Consider the following 19,599-nt stretch of genomic DNA (forward strand, 5'->3'; position numbering starts at 1 on the left):
AGGGACGTCCCCGCTTTTCGTTTCGCGGCCCGAATCGCCGCTACAGCCGCACACCGGCCGAGAAATGATCGTAGTCGTCCCCCGACGGATCGAACATCGCCGGGTCGGCGCCGTTCTCGTCGGCCGAGCCGATCGTTCCGGGAACCGGACCGCCGCCGTCGAAATACGTCTCCGGCCAATCCTCGTTCACGAGGTGCGCCGGAATCCGCACGGCGTCCATCCCGTACGCCTCGTCGTACGAGGTCGCCTCGGAAGGGGCGCAATCCGTATCGAGCAGCGTACCGCCGTTCGCCTGCGCAATTTCGAGCGCGGAGGTGAGGTCGTTATGGTCGACGTACAGCCGCAAGCCCGGCTTGCCGTCCTGCTCGAACGGATGGACGTGATAGCCGAGCTCGGACAGCGTATCGATCGCGATATCGGCGGCACGGGCGTCCTCGTATTGAAAGTAGATCGGTGCTTGAGTCATCGGAAACTCCTCTTTTCGTCCTGATGGGTGTAAGGGGGCCGGGCGAATCAGGTACCTGTGTACGCTATTTTCGCAGCTACGGGGCGTACTCCGATTAGGATATTCCTTCCGCGCCTTCCCTATACGGCTGACGCCCCGTACGCCTCGCACCGGCTTGGCCTAGACCCTTACCACGAGTTGAACAGCCGGCCGAGCGCGTACCCGAGCAGCCAGCCGGCCGGCACGAGCAGCAGTCCGGCCCAGAGGCCGTACGCCGTCCAGCCGAGCAGCAGCCCCGCCGGCGCGAACGCCGGCATGAACAAGAGCGGCGTCGCCCGGCCGATCGCCCGAAGCCGGTCCTCGTCCTTCCACGGAAACAGCTTCACGAACGACGACGCCGTCACTTCCTTGCCGTACTGCTTCACCCAATAGGCCATCAGCAGCGAGATGCCGAGCGCGAACAGCCACTTCGCGGCGACGGGCATCGCCGCGATGCCGAAGCAGACGGCGAACGCGAACTGAATGTACAGCTTCAGCTGCGTGCCGCTGCGAAAAAACGACTTGACGATCGTCTCCGCCAGCACGCGATCCGGCGTCCGCCTGCGGAACAGCTTCCGCGAGCCGCGGAACAGCAGCGGCGTCCGGCGGCGCAGCAGCTTCGACGGCCGGGGCGCGACTTGGGCGAGCAGCAGGGCGGCGAACCGCATCCGCCGCTCGTACTCGTACGCCGCGTCGCGGTAAAACGTCCCCGCCAGCCGCAGCCGCACCTTCGCGAGCCAAGCCGTGGAGCCGGCCAGCAGCGCCGCGAGCGCGAGCGGCTGCCACCAAGCGGCGCCCGGCATGGCCGCCGCGACGAACAGCGCCCCTAGCGCCGCGTATGCGAGCACGCTCGCGCCCCCGCCGGCGAACCGCGGCAGCGTCAGCTCGAGCAGCCGCCTCGCCAGCACCGAGTGGGTCCCGGCGAACACGGCCAGCACCCCGAGCAGCAGCAGACGGCCGGTCTCGTACTCGTGAACCCGGACGAGGAACGGAGCCGCGGCCGCTGCGGCCGCCGCCGATCCGATCGTCCGGACGGCCAGCGAGTACGCGATCCCCGATCGCTTCAATCGGTTCATCCACGACGCGTTGCGGATCAGGAACAGCTGATCCGCCTCCTCGAGGAACAGTCTCACGCCGCCGAAGCCCGTCAAGACGTAAACGGCCGCGAGCCAGACCGGAAGCGGCACGCCCTCCGCCCATCCCGGCGCGACCCGCCACCAGGACGCGTACTGATACGCCGCCACGGCGAGCGCGGGAATGACGATGTACAGCGCCACCGTCCAGTCGACGGCCATTTTCCATACCCGGTACTGAAAACGCCATTCGGACCGCAGCCGGCGGACGAACAGCCGTTTGGCATCGATCATGCGCACGATCGCTCCTCCCTCCCGGTCAAGTCAACGCATGAAAGCAGTCGAACAAGCTCGCGTCCGGCATCCCGCACGTCTCGCGAATGCGGTCGAGATCGCCTTGGGCGACGACGGCCCCGCCGTCCAGCAGCACGAACGAGTCGCAGATCCGTTCCGCCGTATCGAGCACGTGCGTCGACATCAAAATGCCGGCTCCCCGGCTTCGCTCCTCGTTCAGCGCGTCCAGCAGCTCCTTCGTCGCCTTCGGGTCGAGGCCGATGAACGGCTCGTCCACGATATAGACGTCCGGCTTCGTCAGGAAGCCGAGCACGAGCATCACCTTTTGCTGCATTCCTTTCGAGAACGATGTCGTCAAATGATGCCGCACGTCGCCCAGCTTGAACCGCGCGAGCAGCCGCTCCGCCCGTTCCTCGAACCGCTCCCCGGTCAAGCCGTAGGAAGCGGCGGCCAGCTCCACATGCTCCCACAGCGTCAGCTCCTCGTACAGTATCGGATGCTCCGGGATATAGGCGTACGTGCCGCCGGGACCGCAAAAACGAACCTCGCCCTCCGTCCGCTTCAGCAGCCCGAGAATCGCTTTGATCGTCGTGCTCTTCCCCGCTCCGTTCGGACCGATCAGGCCGACGAGCTCGCCGGCCCGCACCGTGAACGCCACGTTCCGGACGACGCCTTCCCGCTCCTCGTAACCGGCCTTTTCCAGCCGAACGTCCAACAACGGCCCCTCCATCTCTCCAGCCCCGTCCTTTCCTGGTGCGCCAACGCGAAAAAACCGTCCGATGCGCGTATCGTTATTCCATAACGATACCACATCGGGACGGCTTTGGAAAAAGCGCCATCGTCGCAGCCCTCCTACCGGACCCCGGCTTCGCTGCGGTTCTCGCGGCGCAGCCGCTCGTACTCGTTCAGCTTCCGGTCGAGCAGCTGGCTGAGACGGACGACGCAGTTGTGGGTCAAGTCGCCGTGGCGGTCGGCCAGCTTCGACAATTGCCGCTTAAGACTTTCGATTTCGCTTAACAACGTCATACGCGATCTCCCCTTTCCGCTTTTCGTCCCGCATGCGCTCGCGGAACAGATGGTTCATCAGCTCGACCAGGTCGGCATCGAACAGGACGTCGCTCCAGGCGTACAGCTCCTCGAGCGCCTCCTCGTGACTGAGCCCAAGCGACGTCTGCGCATCGGTCATGTCGGTATAGTTGCTCGCGAGCCGGATGATGCGCGCGTTCAGCGAGATCGCCTTCCACGTGAGGCCGAACGGATAGCCGGTGCCGTCCAAGTTTTCGTGATGATGCAGAACCGCTTCTCCGTCGACGCTACCGTCGGCGATCATCGCCGCCAAAATGTCCGCTCCGTGCTTCGGATGCTCCTGCAGCTTCCAGACGTCGCCTTGATACAGCCGGTGACGGCTGTCGAGCAGCTCGCGGGAAACGTGCAGCTTGCCGATATCGTGAAGAAGCGCCGTCCGGTACAGCACCCGGCACTCGTTCCCGTCGAATCCGAGCGCTTGCGCCAGCTGCAGCGAGTAATGGGCGGTCAGCAAGCTTTGCCGGTATGTGGGGGCGTGGTGCCGTTTCAGCCGCTTCAGCAAAAAGGCGACTTGCGGTTCGCGGCGTTCGAGCGCCTTGACGTCCTGTTCGATTTGCTCCACGGTTGCGACTGTCGTTCTCATTCCGATCCGCTCCTTCGATCCGGTCTCTGCTGTCCGATCTGTGTTGATAGTTCTATTTTCATCGTTTTTCATAGAAAAGGGTATCCCCGGCCATTCTTATCTTTTCCTTCGCCGCACCGGGAAGCTCGTCCCACTCCATTCCTATTGCCGGCGCTCGTGCCGTCGGAGGGTTCCTATCACGACGCTCGGTCCGTCACCAGTTCCTACGAATAGGATAGAGATTCGGTTTGCGGGATGAAAGCGGCGTTTGCGCTCGCGAAAAAAAGATGCCCGCCGTCATAACGGCGGGTATAATGGACGATTATAGGAAGACGAGCGACGATTCGGCGAATCGTCCGTCACCGAAAGAAGGCGAGAACAACGTGATCGGTTTGCTGCCTCTTATGCTGGAGCGGGTTGGCATTTTGCTCATGGTGGCGATTCTCCTGTCCCGGCTGAAATCGTTCCGTTCCATCGTGCACCGCGAGCACGGCAATGCCGAGAAAATCAGCCTCATCCTCATCTTCGGCGCATTCGGCATCCTCAGCAACTACACGGGGGTGGAAATTCGCGGAGGCGGGTCCGTCTCCTCCCAGGCGTGGCAGACATGGATCGGCCCGGACGGCGCCATCGCCAACACGCGCATTATGGGCGTCGTCATCGGCGGCATGCTCGGCGGGCCGTTAGTCGGAACGGGCGTCGGCCTCATCGCCGGGCTGCACCGGTTTTCGCTGGGCGGCTTTACGGCGCTGTCGTGCGGCTTGTCCAGCGTGCTCGCGGGCATCGTCACGGGCTGGCTCGGCCGCGGCATACGGGTATGGGAAAACCGGGCGCTCTGGCAAGCGGTCGTCATCGGCATCTCGATGGAAGCGGCGCAGATGGGCATCATCCTGCTCGCCGCCCGGCCGTTCGACACCGCGCTGGCGCTCGTGAAAGTGATCGGCGTGCCGATGATCGTCGTCAACGGCTTCGGGACGCTGCTGTTCATGCTGATCATCCAATCGATTCTGCGCGAAGAGGCGCGAACCCGCGCGACCCAGACGCAGCAGGCGTTCTCGATCGCGGACGAGACGCTTCCCTTTTTCCGGCAGGGGCTGAACCCGGAATCGTGCCGGGAAGCGGCCGGCGTCATCCTGAAGCGGACTCACGCCGACGCGATCTCGATCACGGACCGCCAGCGCGTGCTCGCCCACGCCGGAGAAGGGGCGGATCATCACGTCGCGCTGCAAAGCATCTCGACCCGGCTCACCCGGCAAGTGCTGGAATCCGGCCGCACCGGCGTCGCCCTGACGCGGGAGGACATCCAGTGCAGCGAGCCGGACTGCGTGCTTCAGGCGGCGATCGTGCTGCCGCTTGCGGTGAAGGAGGAGACGGTCGGCACGCTCAAGCTGTACTACAAAAGACCGAGCCGGCTGGACCGCGCCGAGCGGGAGATCGCCGAGGGGCTCGGCAAGCTGTTCTCCACGCAGCTCGAGCTCGCCGAGGCGGAGAAGCAGCGCAGGCTGCTGAAGGACGCCGAGATCAAGGCGCTGCACGCGCAGGTGCATCCGCATTTTTTGTTCAACGCGTTCAATACGATATCGTCGCTGTGCCGGACCGATCCCGAGAAAGCGCGAACGCTGCTGCTGCAGATGAGCGTCTTTTTCCGCAGCAACCTGCAGGGAGCCCGGCAAGTCGTCGTCCCGCTGTACAAGGAGCTGGAGCACGTGAAGGCGTACCTCGCGATCGAGCAGGCCCGGTTTCCGGACAAATATACGCTGCGGATGGAGATCGATCCGTCCCTCGAGCCGATCGGGGTGCCTCCCTTCACGCTGCAGCCGCTCGTCGAAAATGCGCTCCGCTACGCGTTTCCTTCGAACGCGTTTGCCGGCAAGGCGCTGATCGTGCTGCGCGCTTACCGCGAAACTTCGCACATGGTGCTCGTCGCCGAGGACAACGGCGTCGGCATCCCGCCGGAGCTGCTCGCCGCCTTGGGCAGCAAAGCCGTGGAATCGCCGGAAGGTACGGGAACGGCGCTGTACAACATCCGCAAACGGATCGACGAAATTTACGGATCGAAGGGACAATTCCGTATCGAAAGCGTCCCCGGCTCGGGAACGACCGTCACGATCCGATTGCCCGTCTACAACTCGCCATGGGAGGAACCGCATGCTGAAAGCTTTGATCGTGGATGACGAACCGATCTCGCGCGACGAGCTGGCTTATCTGCTTCGCCGCACGGGGCTTGTCGAGGTGGTCGGGGAGGCGGACCGGCTGGACCGGGCGCTTGCGCTCGTCCGCGAGACGGAGCCGGACGTCGTCTTTTTGGACATCCAGCTGGAAGGCGAAAGCGGGATGGATATGGCGCGGACGATTCGCGACCAAGGCGGGGAAGCGAAGCCGGAAATCGTCTTCGCCACCGCCTACGACGAATACGCCCTGCAGGCGTTCGAGCTGAACGCGAGCGACTACGTGCTGAAGCCGTTCGAGGAAAGCCGGATCAAGCGGGCGGTCGAGAAAGTCGCCAAGCTGATCGAGCGGAGAGGAGCCGACGCCGCGACCGCGGTTCGTCGTCCGAAGCAGCCGGAACGTCCGGAGCGGCTGCCCGTATCGGTCGACGACCGGATCATGCTCATCCCGGCGGACCGGATCGTCTACGTCGGCTTCGAGGACGGCAAAACCGTCATCGCGACCGACGACCGCGACTATCGGGTCAACGAGCCGCTGACGACGCTCGAGCGCAGGCTGGAGCACGGCTCCTTTTTTCGCGTCCACCGCGCCTATGTCGTCAATCTCGACGCCGTCGTGGAAATCCAGCCGTGGTTCCATTCCACCTGCAATTTGATCATGCGCAACGGCGCCTCCGTCCCGGTCAGCCGGACGTACTTGAAGGAGCTGAAGCAGCTGCTCGGCTTCTGAATTCGGGAGCGTACGTCCGAGCTACCCCGTCGCCGGGAAGGCCGAACGGCTGGAAGGCGGATGTTGGCGAAGGGAGCTTCGGTGCAGCTCAACCCGCCATTTTTGCAAGTTAAGCCCTTTCCCTCGCCTTTTGGCGTGAAAACCGCTTTCGTCCGTTTCCAATGCCTATAATAGGAGTCACGGATAAAGGAAAGGGGTGCACGTCCATGAATGCGATTACAATCGTAATCGGATCGATCTGTATACTTATGATAGCGTACCGTCTGTACGGTACGTTTATGGCCGCAAAAGTGCTGAAGCTGAACGACGCGAAGCAGACGCCCGCGCACGCGCTCCAGGACGGCAAAGACTACGTACCGACGAACAAGTGGGTGACGTTCGGCCATCATTTCGCGGCGATCGCGGCCGCCGGTCCGCTCGTCGGCCCGATTTTGGCGGCGCAGTTCGGCTACTTGCCCGGCCTGCTCTGGCTCTTGATCGGCGCGGTGATCGGGGGAGCCGTGCACGACATCGTCGTCTTGTTCGCCTCGATGCGCAAGCAGGGCAAGTCGCTGTCCGAGGTGGCCAAGGAGGAGCTCGGCCCGGTCGCCGGCTTCTGCACCGGACTCGCCATGCTGTTCATCATTACGATTACGATGGCCGGCTTGTCGATGGTCGTCCTCCATGCGCTCGAGAACAATCCTTGGGGCACGTTCGCCGTCGGCATCACGATCCCGATCGCGATGGGCGTCGGCCTGCTGTACAAAAAAACGGGCAATTTGAAGCTCGCTACGACGCTCGGCTTCATTCTGCTCATGATCGGCGTCTTCGCCGGCCCTTCGATTCAAGAAACGGCGCTCGGCGATCTGCTCACGCTCGATACGCGGACGCTCGGGTTCGCCCTGCCGGTCTACGCCTTTTTCGCCGCCGCCCTGCCGGTATGGCTGCTGCTCGCCCCGCGCGACTATTTGAGCAGCTTCATGAAAATCGGCGTCTTCCTCGCGCTCATCGTCGGCGTCTTCATCATCAACCCGTCGATCCAGTTCCCGGCGTTTACGGCGTTCACGGGAGGCGGCGGTCCGATTATGGCCGGTCCGGTCTGGCCGTTCATCTCGATCACGATCGCCTGCGGCGCGATTTCCGGCTTCCACGCCTTCGTCGGCTCGGGGACGACGCCGAAAATGATCAACCGCTGGAGCGACATCAAGGCGGTCGGCTTCGGCGCGATGCTCGTCGAATGCCTCGTCGGCATCATGGCGCTCGTCGCCGCCACGGCGCTGCAGCCGGCCGATTATTTCGCGATCAACTCGGCGCCGAAGGTGTTCCAGACGCTCGGGATGGACGTCGTCCATTTGCCGGAGCTGGCCGAGAAGATCGGGCTGAACCTCGAAGGACGCACGGGCGGCGCCGTGACGCTGGCCGTCGGCATGACGTACATTTTCACGAAAATCCCGTGGTTCAGCCACTTGTCGTCGTATTTCTTCCAGTTCGTCATCATGTTCGAAGCGGTGTTCATCCTGACGGCGATCGACGCCGGGACGCGCGTCGCCCGTTATTTGATCCAGGATTTCTTCGGGGAGCTGTATAAGCCGCTGAAGAGAGCGGATTGGATGCCCGGCTCGATCTTCGCGAGCGCGCTCGCCTGCTTCCTGTGGGGCTACCTGCTCGTGTCGGGCGATATCGGCTCCATCTGGGCGCTGTTCGGCGTCTCCAACCAGCTGATGGCCTCCATCGGGCTGATCGTCGGGGCGACGGTCATTCTGAAAATCGCCGACAAGCGTTGGTACGCGCTTACGTGTCTCGTCCCGCTCGCTTACTTGTTCGTCACGGTCATGTACGCCGGATACTGGATGATCGCGAACGTCTACCTGAATCCGTCCAATGCCGGCTACAGCGTGCTGAACGCGACACTCTCCGTCATCATGCTCGTGCTCGGCGTCGTCATCCTGATCGCCGCCCTCAAGAAGTGGAACGAGCTGTGGAACGCTCCGACGCTGCGGCTCGACGCCAAGACGGCTTGACGGGCGGTCGCACCGCCCCCCAATGGAACCGCCCTCGAGGCGGTTCCGTTTTTTGGTTCCAGGCGCGGACCGAACCCGGTCCGCTCTTCGTTGTCCAAACGGCCGCCGCTTCGAGTCCGACTCGCCTCGCTCCCCGTCACGTTTGCCCGCTATGCCGGGAAACGTCCGCTTGCTCTTTCTCTTGTCCGGTCCAATTGGATTTCGTCCAATGGCGAAACCTTATTCATAAACAAGCCCGCTCTGCCATTGGATTCCATCCAACCGACTGGCCCAAGTTGCTGATGGACCGCATTCGGAAGCGATTCTATTGGATCGATTCCAATGGCGACCCTCCGCTAACACCTAATCGGTTCCTTTCATTGGATGAAATCCAAAACGGCACTCCGAACGCAACAAAAAAGGAGAGACGCTCCGTCTCTCCAGCCAGCCGATAACCCCTTTTTACGGAAGGGGGCTTACAACTTTTTTTTTCTGCTATAGGAAGAGGACCGCCCCGCCGCGATCAATACAACGGCTCCTCCACCTTGACGACGAACAGCTGCGTCTTGGCCGCCGCGTTCACCTTCAGCTTGCCGTCGTCGCCGTAGCCGTCCACGCCGAAGTCGTTGTCGTTGACGATCGCGATCCGGTTCCGGTCGATCGGCGCGATCCCTTCCAGCTTCTCGTGCGGATAGCCGAGCTTCGCCACGTCGGCGACGAGCTCCTTCGCGGCCGGAACGACGCCCCGCTCCCGCAGCTCCGCCGGCGTCAGCGCCTCGAGCTCCTTGCCGCCGAACAATTGGCCGAGCACGTTCGTCGCCTTCGTCAGGTCCACCCTGTACAGCCGCTTGATCTGCGCCTCGCTGCCGGCGTTTTTGTCGCGCTCGTCGACGAGCAGCACGTCCGTGCCGAGACCGGACAAATCGCTGATGACGACGTCCTTCTGCTTCACGTTCTCGAACATCGAGGCGTCCTCGGCGATGTAGACGTATTCGCCGACGGGCTGCTTCGTCTTCAGATCGAGCTTCAAGATGCGCAGGCTGCGGGACGCCTCGCCCGTCTTCTTGTCCGGATTGGCGAGCGGGCTCTGGATCGACGCGTACAAGTACGCGCCGTCCGGCGAGATCGCCACGCCCTCGAAGCCGCGGTTCGGGATGCGCTTCGCGTACGCCGCCGGCAGCACGTCGTACAGCTCGCTCTGCGCGCCCGCCGCGACGAGCGCGTCCTTCGCGCCTTGCGGGATATATCGGCCCAATATCGTGCCGTCGCGCTTGACTTGAATCAGTGACGGACGATATTCGTCGGACAGCCAGAACGTATCGTCGGACGGGCTGTAGGCGATCCCTTCGAGGTCGAGACCGTCGGGGTCGTACGCCAGCTTCTTCGTCCCCGTGCCGTCGTACGGCACCTCGTCCGTCCCTTCCGTATTCGGCAAGCCGCTGATCGCGGTCGTGCCGGTGAATCGATCCGTCTTGCCCGCCGGAAGCTTCAGCGGAATCGTCTCGAGCACCTCGATGGAGCCGCCGGACGCCTTGATCTTGTACAGGCGGGGCACGAACGATTCGACCGGGAACGTGCGCAGCTTGTCCTTGCCGTATTCGCCGTTCGGCCCGCGATCCGCGAGCGTATAGAAGACGTCGGCCGGATCGTTCGGCAGCCGGACGAGTCCGGAGAAGCCGCCTTCCCGGATGCCGCCCCCCAGCTCCTTCGGATCGTTCCAGTCGTGCGTCGCTTCGACGGTCGGCTTCGCCTTCAGCCGGATCGCCTGCTCCCACTCGTTCCACTCCACCTGCTTGCCGAGCAGCTCGGCCAGCGTCCGGAGCGGCACGTACGTGCTGCCGTCGATGACGACGGGAGGCTTGTCCGCCGATACGGGCTTGCCGCCGGCCCATAGGCCGAACGACGTTTCCGTCGCCTCCTTCGCCTCTCCTCCCGCAGCCGCGGCCGTTGCCGTGGCCGAACCGCTCCCCAGCGCCACCGCGGTGAGCGCGAGCGCCAACCATTTCGCCTGCTTCAACCGTTTCTTCATCGATACAACCCCTCCGCCGCGTTCGTGTATAAGTTTCTACACCAGCATACCGAGCGAACGTTGCGGGAAGGTAAAGACGATATGTAGATTTTGTAAAAAAAACGATTACCGGTTCCAGCCCGACTTGTACGCCAAAGCGATCGCCTGCGCGCGGTCGGTGACGCCGAGCTTCTGGAATATGTTCGTCATATGGTTTTTGACCGTATGCTCGCTGATGACGAGCTTCTCGGCGATTTCCCGGTTGCTCTTGCCCTGCAGCACATGGCCGAGCACCTCCCGCTCCCGCGAGGACAACGGGGGCAGGTCGTTCAGCTTGGCGATATTCGTCGCCGGCGGCTCGCCGCCGGACGAGTCCGCTTCCTCCTCGCCGCCGAGCGAGATTTCGCCCTCCACGACTTCCCGGGAATCGCAGAACGCCCGGAACGCGGCCCGCAGCTCCGGGCTGACCGGCCAAAGCTGGTCGAGCGCCTGCAGATCGCGATTGAACTGCAGGTAGAAGTACAAAATCGCGATCACTTGGCCGCCGACGCCGAACGCCGGCACGGACGAGGACGATGCGGATGATGCGGACGACGCCGATGCGGGCTTGCCCTCCTCGAGCAGCCGGGTGATCGCATGAAAGTGCGCGATCGGCTCCATCTGCTCCGGGCTGCGCAAAATGTCGCTCAAAAAGGAGGGCGAATACGGGTAAACCAAGCACGCCTCGCCGAGATGCTTGATCTCCGCTTCGCCGAGCTTCAGCGTGCGGGCGAACGGAACGGCGAGCTGCTGCGCCTCGTGCGTCATCTCGTGCGCGTACGAGTCCCAATAGCCGAGCGCCCGGTTGAGCAGCTGCACGGCGTCGCCCCGGTCGACTCTTCCTTTGTCCCACAGCCGGTACAGCACCGAGCTTGCCGCCTGCGCGACGATCGACATGTAATCGCGGTACAGCCCGTATTGGCCCGCTTCCTTCAAGGCGATGCACCATACGCCGAGCAGCTCGTTCTGATAGTACAACGGGCATTCCAGCGCGGGAGCCGCTCCGAGCTCCTCATGCAGCCCGGGCTCCGGCTCGTTCGCCCCGCCCGCTCCGCCGCGCCCCGACCAGCGGGCCGCCACTCCCTTCACGTACCGCTCGGCCTGCTGCCGGCCGAGCCCCCTCGAGACGAGCTGCACCTTCTGGTCGGACGGCTTGAGCACGACGCAGGAGAACGGTCCTTCCACCAGGTTCAAGCTCATGTCGACAAGGATGTACGACAGCCGCTTGACGTCCTGCGCGTGATTGATCGCGCTACACGTTTCGACGAACGTGGACAGGCGGGTAAAGTTCGTATTGCGGTCGTCGCGCACGGCCTCGAGCGTGATGCGCGAGCTCCATCCGGCGGCGAACGCCTGTACGAACGACTGCATGCACCGGCTGAGCGCCGGCTCCGTGACGCTTCCGCCGAACAGGACGCCGTCCAGGTCGTTCTCGCGCATGACCGGCACGCAAAACAGCGACGTCGGGTTCAAGCCGCGCTGGACGAAGGCGAACGTCCGCGGATCTTGGGAGACATGGTCCCAGAAGGCCGCCTTCCGGGCGGTGCCGACTTGGCCGATGAACCCTTCCCCGAGCGAAAAGGAAAGCCCCGGCACCGACTCGGCCGCCGGCCCGACGTAGTCGCGGACGGCGAACAGCTGTCCCTCGGTACGCACCGCGTATCCGAGGAAGTCCGCCTCGTCGGCGGCCTGCGTCAAGGCGTCGACCCATTCCTGGATCGTCTCGTTCCCCGTCGGCGCGAGCAGGCGCCGCAGCAGCTCGATGCGCCGGAACGACGACTGCTCGGCGTATTCCGCCTTCATCAGCCCGGCGGTCACGGCCGCGAGCCGGTTCAGCTGCGCCAGCGCCTTCTCCGTGCATCCGGCTTCGCTTGTCCGGACGCCGTCCCAGACGTCCAGCCACGGAAAGTCCGCGTCGTCGTTCCCCGCGCTCCCCTGGGCGTGGACGACCGCCCGCTCGTCCACGAGACAGCCCGCCCACAAAAATGAGGTCGGCTGCTTGGGGACGGCCACCGGGGCCATCAGCAGCCGGATGCCGGCGGCGACATCGTGCACGATGCCGCCCTGCACCGGCCCGAAGCTTTGCACAATCGCCCGCAGACGGGCTTCGAGTCCGCGGGCCGCCGGCCCGTCTACCCGGCTCGGCGGCGCGATCGCGCCGGACGGTCGCGTTATCCGTTCGCCGCGATCATTCGTCAGCATGACGGTCAGGCCGCTCTCGCTCGCGTACAAATCGTGCAAGCTTTGGACGAGATTCAATTGAGGTTCCATTGCACGTCCATGTCGCCCGAGAAGCTCGGTTCGATATAGCGGTAAATGGAACGCGAACCATTCCCCAGCTTTTCCAATATCGACAACGCGACGAGCCGCCCGAGCACCGGATCGAGGTGCTCGACCTTGCGCCCGAGCCGCAGCGAGATGCCTTCCGCCGTTTCCAGACTGTACGGATTGTTCTGGAAGTAACGGGTGCACTCCATCTGCAGCTGCCATGTATCTTCTTCGGTCATCGTGATCCCTCCCGCTTCACGCCGCGCGGCTTCACATCAATCGTATGAAAGGCGACTCGTCCGTCGTCTCCACGATGTACGGCTCGGAGATGACGCCGTTCGGCGATTTCGTTACCTGCAAATACTGATAGTTGCCGTCCACCCAGGTCCGGATGACGCCGTTGCACGTTCGTTCCAAATACGCGGAGCATTCGGGGCCGATTTCGCTGAAGTTGCACATGACCATCATCGTCATGCCGAGCGACTTGATGCTTGCCGTCTCTTCGGCGAAAAATTTCATGACGTGATCTTTCCCGCGTTCGGAAATGACCGTGTTCAAATCGTAGTAGATGAACCAGCTGTCGCCCCGTTCGAGCCCCTGCTCGACGACGGGTCCGAACCGCTCGCGCAAAATGTGGCGATATTCCCGGCTATCCGCCCCGCTGACGTCGATGACGTTCGCCTCGCACCCTTCCGGGTACCGCCGGTTGTAATGCTCGATGAAGTAAATCCGGTCCTCCCGCGCAATCTGCCCGAGCGACAAACCTTGCATGGCGAACATCCGCTTCAAGTCCTGCGGCGTATTGAAGCTCGACAGCAGCGCCAATATATGATCGCCCGCCTCGTACCGGTTGGCCAGGACGGTGGAAATCATATATTTGTAATTCGCTTTGCTGTTCGTATCGAGCAGCGTGACGGTCCCCTTCGCAAGCCCCCCGCCGAGCAGACGGTCCAATTCCGCGATGCCCGTCGGCACTTTGGTTTGGCCCTTCAACAGCGACCGGTCCTCGACCATCGAACGCGACGGAATGAGGTGAATGCCCGCATCCGTAATCCGGTACACGTGCTCGCCTTCTTGAATGCGCTTTCCTCTCATCTTTAAAATTTCCAACGTCCGCACCCTGTATTTTTCCATCTGCTGCTTCAATTGCAAGGCGATGAACCCGTCCGAAATGTACGCCTCGAAGCCGGAAACGTCCGTCGACGTCCCCCGCTCCTTGATCAGCAGCGAGGTCAGCTCGAACTTGCGCAAAATGTTCCGCAGCCGGTACAGCGTCCTCCGGTGCTCCTCCTGGTCGGCCGCTCCGTAACGAAACAGGCTGATGCTATCGATAACCATCCGCTTGCAGTCAAGCTCCCGGATCATCTTCTCGAGCAATCCGCCGGGCTCCGTCATCTGCTCCAAAAAGACGTCCGGCGACATGGCGACGACCCGGAGCAAATTGCCCGCTTCGAGCTTGCGAAGGTCCCACCCGAAGGCGAGCATGTCGCGGTACAGCTGGTCCGGAAATTCCTCGAACGTAATGTAAATGCCCGCTTCCCCGTCCGACACGGCGCCGTGATGAAGAAACTGCATGCCCAAAGTCGTCTTGCCGGTTCCCGGAGCGCCCTCCACGATAACGGTCGATCCCCGAGGAAATCCTCCGTCCGTCAACGCGTCCAATCCGCGAACGCCTGTAGGCACAGTGCCCATTCGATCACCCGCATATTCTATGAATTAAGGTTCCGCCTTCCATTTTACCATAGGAAGTTCCGCGGCGGCGATAGACGCGGGTTTTTTGTCGTTGGACGCCCGCGCATATTCCGGTTGAAAACGAAAATGGCGTACACTATAGTAAAGCTATTACGCTGCGAGAGACAACAACCGGGTCGAGGTGGAACGATGCGCAACCGTCAACGGAACGAGCGGCTCCAACAACTGCAGGACGTTTTCGCCGACTGGTGCGGATTGACGATATTCGTTACCGATACGTCGGGCGAGCCGGTAGCCGAACGGTCCGGGGGGCAGCCGCTCGCCCGGCTGCTGCTCGACGGATGCGGCGGGACGGACATCCGGCGCTGGCTCGAACGGACGGCGGGCGATATCGGCGGCGGCGACGGACCGGTCGCCTGCCGGCACGAGCAAGGATGGACGATGCTCGCCGCCGGCTTCGCGGGGCGGGACGGCGACGGCTATCGGATATGGGCCGGCGTCCTGATCGAGCCGCAATGGCGGGAGGCCGTCGTCGGCTGCGCCCCGCGTACGCCGGACGCCGAACGGTGGATGCAGGCCGTCGCGGCGACGCCGGATACGACCGAGGCGGACGGGCGCGTCCTGCTGGACCGGCTCGCCCGGATGGCCGGCCTGGCCGCGGCGCAGATCGGCGGCGACGGCTCCGGTCTCGTACCGGGGCCGGGGCCGATGCGGGAGGATGCCGCGGATGCGGAGGAGCGGACCCGGCTGCTCGTACGGTCGATGGCGTATTGGAACCCTTCCGCCCATGCCCGAGCGTTGGAGGTATGGCGCGAAGCCGGCCGGCTCGCCGCGGAACGAGGCGGGCTGACGGCCGAGGATGAGGAGCGGCTGCGCCGGGCCTCCCTGCTGGCCGGATACGACGACGGGTTTCTTCGGGACGTCCTCCCGGACGACCCGGCCGTCCGGCTGCTCGGGGAGGCGCGGCGGATCGCCCGGTCCGGCGTCCGCCCGTCCGAAGACGGCGGCGCGGGCCCCCTTTCCTCCGCCGTCTTGCTGGCGGGCGCGATGCGACGTCCGATGCGCGCTTTCGATGACGCCGAGCCGGCCGCCGACGCGCGCGCGCCGGACTCGACCGGGCGGGACGCCCGCGGCGGCGCCGCCTCCGCGTCGCTTACCCCCCGGGAAAGGGAAGTGCTCAACCTGGTGCTGCGCGGGCTGAGCAACCAGGAAATCGCCGAGAAGCTCTACATCAGCGCCCATACGGTCAAAAACCATATTACGAAAATTTACGAAAAGCTTGACGTCTGCGACCGGACGCAAGCGCTCGCGAAAATATACGGAACCCGGTTCGAAGCCGGTCCGGGGTTCGCCGGCTTCTGAGCCGCCGGAAGCCCGGACCGGCATCCGATCGATCGGGCGTTCCCCCAACTCGTTTCCGCCGAAGGGCGGAATTTTTTTGTCTATAGGAAGGGATTCCTGTATGATTTTGTCGAATATTGTCTTATGATGAGAGATGAGGGAAACGGACTTCCGGAATCCGTTTCCGTCGCAATACCTAAAAGCGCTTACCGTACATAACCGGAGGGGACTCCATGGCTTATTACCCGATTCCGTTTCGAGACCGCTTTCATCCCGGTCCGGGTCCTTTTCCCGATCACGTGCTGCGCCTCATCCACGACCTCTCCACCGGCATCGTCGTCACCGATCCGAACCGGCCGGACAACCCGATCGTGTATGTGAACGAAGGATTCACGACGATGACCGGCTTTCGCGCGGACGAGGTCATCGGCTGCAATTGCCGGTTTCTGCAAGGACCCGGCAGCGACATGAACACGGTGGCGCTTATGCGGGACCTGCTGCGCTCCCGAATCCCGTTCACGGTCGAGCTGCTGAACTATCGCAAGGACGGCGCTCCGTTGCCGGTCCGGCTCTTCGTTATCCCGATTTTCGATCCGTCGGGACGGCTCCTCTATTATGCAGGCATCCATCATGCGCTATCCGCGCGACCGGAATTACCGGAACCATGACGAGAGGGATGATTTCATGAAGATTTCCCGGCTTCTTCAAGTGACCGCCGCCGTATTTTTCGTCTTTTCCATCGCTCTGGCGCTCTGCATCAATGCGCTGCGCACGTCCTACCGCGATTATTCGGAGGCGGTGTCCCGCCAAGCGGAGTTCAAGCAGCTCGGCATCGATTTGGTCGACGCCTCCAAGTATTTGACCGACCAAGCCCGGCGTTACGCCCAATTCGGAGAAAAGGTGTATTACGACAACTACTGGCGCGAGGTGAACGAGACGAAAAACCGCGACCGCGTCGTCGCCCGGCTGAAGCAGCTGAACGCCCCCCAGAACGAGCTGGATCTGATCGAGCAGTCCAAAAGCAAGTCGGACACCTTGATCGCAACCGAGGAAGCGGCCATGAAGGCCGTCGCCGCCGGGAAGTTCGACGAAGCCCGCCGCCTGCTGTTCGATGCGGCGTACGATGCGAACGTGAAGACGATCATGGAGCCGATGTCGGCGTTCCAGACGAAAATGAACGACCGCGCGGCCGGCGAGACGAAAGCGGCCGAGAACCGGTTCGAGCGTTATTTGACGGTCACGTTCGCGATCGTGTTCGTCGTCGCGGCGAGCATGCTCGTCTCGGTCTGGGCGCTGTACCGCAAAATCAAGCCGCTCGGCTCGGTCGGCGCGAAGCTGCGGGAGCTGGCCAACAACGAAGGCGACTTGACCGTCCGGCTGCCGGTCACGAGCCGGGACGAAATCGGCGAGGTGGCCGGCTCGTTCAACTCGATGCTCGGCAACTATCAATCGTTCATCCGCGATATCATGACCTCCGCGCACAACGTGCTGGAGACGACGCAGCAAATTTCGTCCGCCTCCAAGGAAATCGCCGGCGGCAGCCACAGCCAGGCGAAATCGGCGGAACGGCTGAACGATCTGTTCCGGGAGCTGACCGCCGCCATCGAATCGGTCGCCAAGCATGCCGATCATGCGGCCGGCGTATCCGGGCAGACGACGGCCGTCGCCGAGCAGGGCGGTCAAGTCATCCTCGATTCGATTCGGGAGATGAACCGGCTGAACGAGCAGGTCGCGCTGCTCGAACGGGATTCCGAGCAGATCGGGGCGATCATCGAGGTGATCGACGATATCGCCGAACAGACGAATCTGCTTGCGCTGAACGCGGCCATCGAAGCGGCCCGGGCCGGCGAGCAGGGACGCGGCTTCGCGGTCGTCGCCGACGAGGTGCGGAAGCTGGCGGAACGAAGCGGCGACGCCACGAAGCAGATTACCGATATTATCCGGGGGATGCAGGGCAATACGAAGATGAGCGTCAATGCGGTGCTCGCCGCCGTCGACCGGTCGGAGAAGAGCGGCGAGGCGTTCCGCAGCATCGTCGCGATGGTGCGGGATACGTCCCAGACCGTGTCGGAAATCGCCGCCGCGACCGAGGAGCAGGCGGCCCAGTCGAACGAGGTGCTCGCCTCGATCGAATCGATCGCGGCCGCGAGCGAGCAGTCGGCCGCCGCCTCCGACCAGACGGCCGATTCGACTCAGCGGCTGTCGAGCATGGCCCAGGAGCTGAATCGAATGGTCTCCGCCTTTAAAGTGTAATCCGCCAACGATTCGCCATTTGACGAAAACAGGAGGAATCCCCCTTGATCTGGACCGTCGGCAAAAAAATGTACGCCGGATTCATCATACTGCTGCTGTTGGCGATCGCGGTAGGCTTGACGTCGTTCTCCCGCATGAACGCCCTGAACCATAAAACCGACGAAATTACCGGCGTATGGCTGCCCGGCGTGGAATCGATCAACAAGATCAATTCCCAGCTTCAGAGGATGCTGGTCGTCACGATGAACCACGTCGTGGCTGCGACGGCCGAAGCGAAGGCGGAGCAGGAGAAGACGCTGGCCGCCTTGGCGCAGTCCGTCGTCCAAGAGATGCAGCGCTACGAATCGACGATCGTCGAGGCGGAAGATCGGGCCAACTTCGACCAATTGAAAAAAAGCTACGACCAGCTGACGAAGCTGCACGAGGCGACGCTTGCGGTCAGCCGGAAAAGCCCGGTGGAACAATCGTTCCCGCTGTATCAGGCCGAGCAAAAGCAGCTGCTCGACATGGCGCCTCTGATCGACAAGATGATCGCTTTCAACCATAACGGAGCCGTCGAGGCCAGCGACGAGTCGGACAGCCTTTATTCGAGCGCCCTTGCCGTCATGACGATCCTGCTCGCGGCCGCTCTCGTCGTCGGCTTGGGCACCGCCTTCTTCTTGACGCGCAGCATTACGAAGCCGCTTATCGCCGTGACCGATACGGTACAGAAGGTGGCTCGGGGCGACTTGACCGTGGACGCCCTGACCGTCGCCCAACGGGACGAAATCGGCACGCTGGCCCGTTCGACCAACGACATGATGAGCAGCTTGACGGACATGATCGGCTCCGTCCTTAAATCGTCGCAAAGCGTGGCCGCGACCGCGGAGCAAATATCCGGCAGCACGGAGGATATCGCGAACGGCGCCACCAACCAGGCCAGCGCGGCCCAGACGGTGAACGAGCTGTTCCGCGAGCTGTCGCGCGCGATCGATTCCGTCGCCCGCAACGCCGAATCCGCCGCGGAGCTGTCCTCGCAGGCCAGAGCCGTCGCCAAGGAAGGCGGCACGACGATCCATGCGTCGATCGAAGCGATCCGGCAGCTGGAAGGGAAGATGGGAAAGCTGCAGAACGATTCGGACAAAATCGGCCAAATCATTTCCGTCATCGACGACATCGCCGACCAGACGAACCTGCTGGCCTTGAACGCCGCCATCGAAGCCGCGCGCGCCGGCGAACAGGGCAAAGGATTCGCCGTCGTCGCCGACGAGGTCCGCAAGCTGGCGGAGCGGAGCGGGGACGCGACGAAGGAAATCGCCGCCATCATCAAAGGGATGCAGGCGAACACGACGGAGAGCGTAACGGCCGTCTCCGCCGCCGTCGAGCTGTCGAGACAGATCGACACCGCCTTCTCCCACATCGTCGACAAGGTGAACGAAACGGCCGAGCAAGTGGGCGAAATCGCCGCCGCCAGCGAGGAGCAAGCGGCCCAATCGGCCGAGGTGCTTCAGTCGGTCGAGACGATCGCCGCGGCCAGCGAGCAGTCCGCCGCCGCTTCCCAGGAGACGGCCGCCGCCTCCCAATCGCTTGCCCGGCTGTCGGAAAACTTGAACGCGACGGTCGCATCTTTCAAAATCCGTTAA

16 protein-coding genes are annotated in these 19,599 nt (G+C 63.2%); 7 read left to right on the forward strand and 9 right to left on the reverse strand.

Annotated elements, in window-relative coordinates; all coding sequences use genetic code 11:
• Positions 1-40: 40 nt before the first annotated feature.
• From DLM86_RS28530 to DLM86_RS28550, 5 genes are all read right to left on the reverse strand, one after another.
• The gene (locus DLM86_RS28530) at positions 41-466 is read right to left on the reverse strand and encodes a hypothetical protein (RefSeq protein ID WP_110843459.1); all 426 of its coding nucleotides are present in this window, start codon (positions 464-466) and stop codon (positions 41-43) included.
• Between the two features lie 167 nt (positions 467-633).
• Complete coding sequence (locus DLM86_RS28535) at positions 634-1,851, reverse strand: ABC transporter permease (protein WP_110843460.1); 1,218 nt, start codon at positions 1,849-1,851, stop codon at positions 634-636.
• 25 nt (positions 1,852-1,876) lie between these two features.
• On the reverse strand, positions 1,877-2,581 hold the full coding sequence (locus tag DLM86_RS28540) for an ABC transporter ATP-binding protein (RefSeq protein WP_110843461.1): 705 nt from the start codon (positions 2,579-2,581) through the stop codon (positions 1,877-1,879).
• Positions 2,582-2,703: 122 nt separating this feature from the next.
• Positions 2,704-2,877: an aspartyl-phosphate phosphatase Spo0E family protein gene (locus DLM86_RS28545; protein WP_110843462.1), complete on the reverse strand. Its 174-nt coding sequence runs from the start codon at positions 2,875-2,877 to the stop codon at positions 2,704-2,706.
• Positions 2,846-3,520: an HD-GYP domain-containing protein gene (locus DLM86_RS28550; protein WP_158289703.1), complete on the reverse strand. Its 675-nt coding sequence runs from the start codon at positions 3,518-3,520 to the stop codon at positions 2,846-2,848. The genes DLM86_RS28545 and DLM86_RS28550 overlap by 32 nt, the downstream gene beginning before the upstream one ends.
• Positions 3,521-3,882: 362 nt before the next feature.
• Here DLM86_RS28550 and DLM86_RS28555 point away from each other — a divergent pair, with 362 nt between their 5' ends.
• The 3 genes from DLM86_RS28555 to cstA all read left to right on the forward strand — a co-directional run bounded on the left by DLM86_RS28555 (position 3,883) and on the right by cstA (position 8,397).
• Positions 3,883-5,673 carry a sensor histidine kinase gene (locus DLM86_RS28555; protein WP_110843489.1) on the forward strand — a complete coding sequence of 597 codons (1,791 nt, stop codon included), beginning with the start codon at positions 3,883-3,885 and terminating at the stop codon, positions 5,671-5,673.
• Positions 5,648-6,397, forward strand: a complete 750-nt coding sequence (locus DLM86_RS28560; RefSeq protein ID WP_110843490.1) for a LytR/AlgR family response regulator transcription factor — start codon at positions 5,648-5,650, stop codon at positions 6,395-6,397. Before DLM86_RS28555 ends, DLM86_RS28560 begins: the two co-directional genes overlap by 26 nt.
• 206 nt (positions 6,398-6,603) lie before the next feature.
• Positions 6,604-8,397: a carbon starvation protein CstA gene (cstA, locus tag DLM86_RS28565; RefSeq protein WP_110843464.1), complete on the forward strand. Its 1,794-nt coding sequence runs from the start codon at positions 6,604-6,606 to the stop codon at positions 8,395-8,397.
• Positions 8,398-8,899: 502 nt separating this feature from the next.
• On the opposite strand, the gene DLM86_RS28570 is transcribed toward cstA, so the two are convergent.
• The 4 genes from DLM86_RS28570 to DLM86_RS28585 all read right to left on the reverse strand — a co-directional run bounded on the left by DLM86_RS28570 (position 8,900) and on the right by DLM86_RS28585 (position 14,383).
• Positions 8,900-10,405: an esterase-like activity of phytase family protein gene (locus tag DLM86_RS28570; protein ID WP_110843465.1), complete on the reverse strand. Its 1,506-nt coding sequence runs from the start codon at positions 10,403-10,405 to the stop codon at positions 8,900-8,902.
• A 105-nt stretch (positions 10,406-10,510) separates the two neighbouring features.
• Positions 10,511-12,694: a LuxR C-terminal-related transcriptional regulator gene (locus DLM86_RS33055; RefSeq protein WP_170143737.1), complete on the reverse strand. Its 2,184-nt coding sequence runs from the start codon at positions 12,692-12,694 to the stop codon at positions 10,511-10,513.
• Positions 12,679-12,930 (reverse strand): hypothetical protein, encoded by a 252-nt coding sequence (locus DLM86_RS28580; protein ID WP_110843466.1) that lies wholly within the window; start codon positions 12,928-12,930, stop codon positions 12,679-12,681. Before DLM86_RS28580 ends, DLM86_RS33055 begins: the two co-directional genes overlap by 16 nt.
• A 31-nt stretch (positions 12,931-12,961) precedes the next feature.
• Positions 12,962-14,383 (reverse strand): ATPase domain-containing protein, encoded by a 1,422-nt coding sequence (locus tag DLM86_RS28585; RefSeq protein ID WP_110843467.1) that lies wholly within the window; start codon positions 14,381-14,383, stop codon positions 12,962-12,964.
• A 189-nt stretch (positions 14,384-14,572) separates the two neighbouring features.
• Here DLM86_RS28585 and DLM86_RS33060 point away from each other — a divergent pair, with 189 nt between their 5' ends.
• From DLM86_RS33060 to DLM86_RS28605, 4 genes are all read left to right on the forward strand, one after another.
• A complete protein-coding gene (locus DLM86_RS33060) occupies positions 14,573-15,745 on the forward strand; it encodes a LuxR C-terminal-related transcriptional regulator (protein ID WP_281272207.1) in 1,173 nt (390 codons plus the stop codon).
• Between the two features lie 212 nt (positions 15,746-15,957).
• On the forward strand, positions 15,958-16,392 hold the full coding sequence (locus DLM86_RS28595; RefSeq protein ID WP_110843468.1) for a PAS domain-containing protein: 435 nt from the start codon (positions 15,958-15,960) through the stop codon (positions 16,390-16,392).
• 16 nt (positions 16,393-16,408) lie between these two features.
• Entirely contained in the window at positions 16,409-17,977 is a 1,569-nt protein-coding gene (locus DLM86_RS28600; RefSeq protein WP_158289704.1) for a methyl-accepting chemotaxis protein, read from the forward strand.
• 44 nt (positions 17,978-18,021) lie between these two features.
• Positions 18,022-19,599, forward strand: a complete 1,578-nt coding sequence (locus DLM86_RS28605; RefSeq protein ID WP_110843470.1) for a methyl-accepting chemotaxis protein — start codon at positions 18,022-18,024, stop codon at positions 19,597-19,599.

Origin of the sequence: Paenibacillus flagellatus (assembly GCF_003217775.1) — a bacterium.
In the GTDB taxonomy this organism is placed as follows: Bacteria; Bacillota; Bacilli; order Paenibacillales; family NBRC-103111; genus Paenibacillus_AB; species Paenibacillus_AB flagellatus.

Bases quoted from the DNA above. Each gene is read 5' to 3' on its own strand.
- DLM86_RS28535 (WP_110843460.1), bottom strand. From the start codon at position 1,851: ATGATCGATGCCAAACGGCTGTTCGTCCGCCGGCTGCGGTCCGAATGG.
- DLM86_RS28545 (WP_110843462.1), bottom strand. From the start codon at position 2,877: ATGACGTTGTTAAGCGAAATCGAAAGTCTTAAGCGGCAATTGTCGAAG.
- DLM86_RS28580 (WP_110843466.1), bottom strand. From the start codon at position 12,930: ATGACCGAAGAAGATACATGGCAGCTGCAGATGGAGTGCACCCGTTAC.
- DLM86_RS28530 (WP_110843459.1), bottom strand. From the start codon at position 466: ATGACTCAAGCACCGATCTACTTTCAATACGAGGACGCCCGTGCCGCC.
- DLM86_RS28595 (WP_110843468.1), top strand. From the start codon at position 15,958: ATGGCTTATTACCCGATTCCGTTTCGAGACCGCTTTCATCCCGGTCCG.
- DLM86_RS28550 (WP_158289703.1), bottom strand. From the start codon at position 3,520: ATGAGAACGACAGTCGCAACCGTGGAGCAAATCGAACAGGACGTCAAG.
- DLM86_RS28560 (WP_110843490.1), top strand. From the start codon at position 5,648: ATGCTGAAAGCTTTGATCGTGGATGACGAACCGATCTCGCGCGACGAG.
- DLM86_RS33060 (WP_281272207.1), top strand. From the start codon at position 14,573: ATGCGCAACCGTCAACGGAACGAGCGGCTCCAACAACTGCAGGACGTT.
- cstA (WP_110843464.1), top strand. From the start codon at position 6,604: ATGAATGCGATTACAATCGTAATCGGATCGATCTGTATACTTATGATA.
- DLM86_RS28585 (WP_110843467.1), bottom strand. From the start codon at position 14,383: ATGGGCACTGTGCCTACAGGCGTTCGCGGATTGGACGCGTTGACGGAC.
- DLM86_RS28570 (WP_110843465.1), bottom strand. From the start codon at position 10,405: ATGAAGAAACGGTTGAAGCAGGCGAAATGGTTGGCGCTCGCGCTCACC.
- DLM86_RS28540 (WP_110843461.1), bottom strand. From the start codon at position 2,581: ATGGAGGGGCCGTTGTTGGACGTTCGGCTGGAAAAGGCCGGTTACGAG.
- DLM86_RS33055 (WP_170143737.1), bottom strand. From the start codon at position 12,694: ATGGAACCTCAATTGAATCTCGTCCAAAGCTTGCACGATTTGTACGCG.
- DLM86_RS28600 (WP_158289704.1), top strand. From the start codon at position 16,409: ATGAAGATTTCCCGGCTTCTTCAAGTGACCGCCGCCGTATTTTTCGTC.